The following is a 3,203-nucleotide window of genomic DNA, read 5'->3' on the forward strand; positions in this document are numbered from 1 at the left end:
CTCGTCGTCGTGGATCTCGGCGTAGGCCAGGCGGGAGTGGTCGTCGAGCACGGTGTGCACGAACGCCGTGCCCATCTTCGCCTGGTGGTGGGCGTTGCGAAGTTTCCCAGGGGTCGCGGCCCGGTTGCGGTCTCCCTGGGCGCGCCCGACATAGCGCCAGCCGCCGCCGTCGGGGATGTTGCCCAGCTTCTTCACATCCACGTGCAGCAGATCCCCGGGGGCGGGGTGTTCGTAGCGACGCACCGGTTCTCCGGTGGCGCGGTCGACATGGGCGAGGCGGTTGATCCGACACCGCACCAGCACCCGGTGCACGGTCGAGGCAGCGACACCGACCCGGTCGGCGATCTGGACCGGGCCCAGGCGCTTCTTCCAGCGCAGGTGCACGATCCGGCGCACCACCGGTGCCGGCGTCGCCCGCGGCGAGTGGTGCGGCCGGCTGGAGCGATCGGCCATGCCGGCCGGGCCGTCGAGGCGGTAGCGGTCGGCCCAGCGTTTCGCGGTCGGCCAGGCCACCTGGAACCGGGCAGCGGCCGCAGCGATCGGCACGTCGCCCTCGACGATCAGACGCGCCAGGCGCAGTCGGCCGCGTTCGGACAGTGGAGCGTTAGCGTGGACCACGAGGACCTCCTGTGGTTGTGGGTGCGGGTGCCTTCGACAGCTCCACACCCTCCGCAGGAGGTCCTCACCCTTCAAGATCAGCTAGATCGTGTCGTCACACGAGTTCGACCAACGTCTCCGGTCAGTACAGCTAGCCCGCGCTGCCGAGCCCCAGCGCGCTCGCCAGCCGCCGCAGGTCGCCCTCCGGCTCGGCCATCCCGCGCGTGATGACCTGGGCACAGACGTGGTCGGCGCCGGCGTCGAGGTGCTCCTCGAGCCGGGCCGCGACCTGCTCGGGGGTGCCGTGCGCGACGAGCGCGTCGATCAGGGCGTCGCTGCCGCCGTCGTCGAGATCGGACTCGGCCCAGCCGAGCCGCTTCAGGTTGTTCCGGTAGTTGACCAGGCCCAGGTAGGGCTTCTCGACGGCCGGGCGGCCCAGGGCGCGGGCGGCGGCCGGGTCGTCGTCGAGCACGACCTTGTGCTCCGGCGCGATCAGCGCTCCGGCGCCGTAGCGCTCGCGCGTCGAACGGGTGTGCTCGGGCGTGGTCAGGTACGGGTGCGTCCCGGCGGACCGCTCACGGGCCAGGTCGAGCATCTTCGGGCCCAGCGCCGCGAGGGCACGCCCCTCGGTGGGGACGCCGAGCTCGTCGAGCCGGTTCACGTAGGCGACGAGCGCTGCGTACGGGCGGGTGTAGTCGCTGGTGGCCTCGGGGTGCCCGACGCCGATCCCCAGCAGGAACCGGCCCGGGTGCCGCGCCTCGATGCGGTGGAAGGACTCCGCGACCTCGTCGGCAGGGGTGGCCCAGATGTTCACGATGCCGGTGGCCACGGCCAGCGACGTCGTCGCGTCGAGCAGCGACTCGGTCAGCGCGAGGTCCCCGGGCGGGGAGCCGCCGACCCACACCGCACCGAACCCGAGCTTCTCGATCTCCACGGCGAGATCGGGGGACAACCCGGTCTCGTGCCGCCAGACGCCGTACCTGCCGAGGGAAACACTCATGGTGGTGAGTACCACCGCGCGGGCCCGATCATTCCCGGTCCTACGATGGCCCCTCCACTACGCGAGAGGCTGGAACAGCAGTGATCGACCTCAAGGCGGCCCGACAGGACCCGGACACCTTCCGCACGGCGCTGTCCCGTCGCGGCGCGTCCGCGGACTTCGACGCCCTGCTGGAGGTCGACGCCCGCTGGCGGGAGGCCACCGACCGCGTCGGCAGCCTGCGCGCCGCGGCCAAGCAGCGGCCCAAGGGCAAGCCCACCCCCGAGCAGGTCGAGCAGTTCAAGCAGGAGAAGGAGGAGCTGCGCGCCGCCGAGGACTCCCTCGCCGCCGCCGACGTCGAGCGCTCCGAGCTCCTCGCCCGCATCCCGAACCTGCCCGACCCGACCGCCGCCGACGGCATGGCCGAGGAGGACGCGGTCACCGTCCGCACCTGGGGCGAGCCGCCGGTCTTCGACTTCACCCCGCGCGACCACCTGGACCTGGCGTCGTCGACGGGCCGGGTCGACATGGCCCGCGGCGCGCGGCTGTCCGGGTCGCGGTTCGCCTACCGCTTCGGCGACGTCGCGCGGCTCGAGATGGCCCTGTTCCGCTACGTCATGGACAAGCTCGCCGGCGAGGGCTTCGTCCCGGTGCTCGGCCCGGTCCTGGCGAACGAGCGGGCGATGTACGGCACCGGCTTCCTGCCCACCGAGGCGTCGAACCTCTACGAGCTGGAAAAGGACGGCCTCTACCTCACCGGCACCTCCGAGGTCGCGCTCGCCGGGATCCACATGGACGAGATCGTCGAGCTCGACACGCTGCCCGCGCGCTACGTCGCGTTCTCCACGAACTTCCGCCGCGAGGCCGGCGCGGCCGGCAAGGACACCAAGGGCATGTTCCGGGTGCACCAGTTCGACAAGGTCGAGATGTTCGTCTACTGCCTGCCGGAGAACTCCCAGGACGTGCACGAGGAGCTGCTCGCCCACGAGGAGTCGATCGTGCAGGAGCTGGGGCTGCCCTACCGGGTGCAGAACATCGCCGTCGGCGACCTCGGCAACCCGGCGGCGAAGAAGTACGACATCGAGGCCTGGTTCCCGGTCCAGGAGCGCTACCGCGAGATCACCTCGTGCTCCAACACCACCGACTACCAGGCACGACGCCTGAACGTCCGGTTCCGTCGCGAGGCCGGAGCGCCGACCGAGAACGTGCACACGCTCAACGGGACCGGCGCCACCGCCCGCGCCATGCTCGCGATCATGGAGAACTTCCAGGACGCGAACGGGACGGTCACGGTGCCGGAGGTCCTGCGGTCCTACGGTGCCCCCGCGACCGTCGGGAACCCGCCGGCCTGATCCCGGGTCGCAGGCGGGGTGACGCGCGCGACCTCCTGACGGGGCAACCGAACGGGGGCCCGCGCGTCCTGCTTGCGTGGAGAAATCGGGGAGTGGTGTGTCGCGGGCCGGGGAGCGCCCGGACCCGTCGCGCCACGCCGCCCCCGCCGGGTCCGACGCCCGCCGTCCCGGCTCCCACCGTTCCGAGGACCGGCCGGACACCGCGGACTCCGGTCGGCACCGCTCGCCCGAGCCGCCCGTCGACGGGCGTCGTGCCGCCCGCGGACCCGTCGCCC

At 72.3% G+C, this 3,203-nt stretch carries 3 protein-coding genes; 1 reads left to right on the top strand and 2 read right to left on the bottom strand.

Annotated elements, in window-relative coordinates; translation table 11 throughout:
- Together GTW08_RS13835 and GTW08_RS13840 are read right to left on the bottom strand one after the other, a co-directional pair.
- Positions 1 to 618 (bottom strand): helix-turn-helix domain-containing protein (locus GTW08_RS13835; protein WP_161151911.1); only part of this gene is annotated, 618 nt, incomplete at its 3' end.
- 130 nt (positions 619 to 748) lie between these two features.
- Positions 749 to 1,597 carry an LLM class F420-dependent oxidoreductase gene (locus GTW08_RS13840; RefSeq protein WP_073578331.1) on the bottom strand — a complete coding sequence of 283 codons (849 nt, stop codon included), beginning with the start codon at positions 1,595 to 1,597 and terminating at the stop codon, positions 749 to 751.
- An 80-nt stretch (positions 1,598 to 1,677) separates the two neighbouring features.
- Here GTW08_RS13840 and serS point away from each other — a divergent pair, with 80 nt between their 5' ends.
- A complete protein-coding gene (gene serS, locus GTW08_RS13845; RefSeq protein ID WP_073578332.1) occupies positions 1,678 to 2,928 on the top strand; it encodes a serine--tRNA ligase in 1,251 nt (416 codons plus the stop codon).
- Positions 2,929 to 3,203: the final 275 nt, after the last annotated feature.

It is taken from the genome of Pseudonocardia sp. SID8383, assembly GCF_009864975.1.
Taxonomy (GTDB): Bacteria; Actinomycetota; Actinomycetes; order Mycobacteriales; family Pseudonocardiaceae; genus Pseudonocardia; species Pseudonocardia alni.

Bases quoted from the DNA above. Each gene is read 5' to 3' on its own strand.
- GTW08_RS13840 (WP_073578331.1), bottom strand. From the start codon at position 1,597: ATGAGTGTTTCCCTCGGCAGGTACGGCGTCTGGCGGCACGAGACCGGG.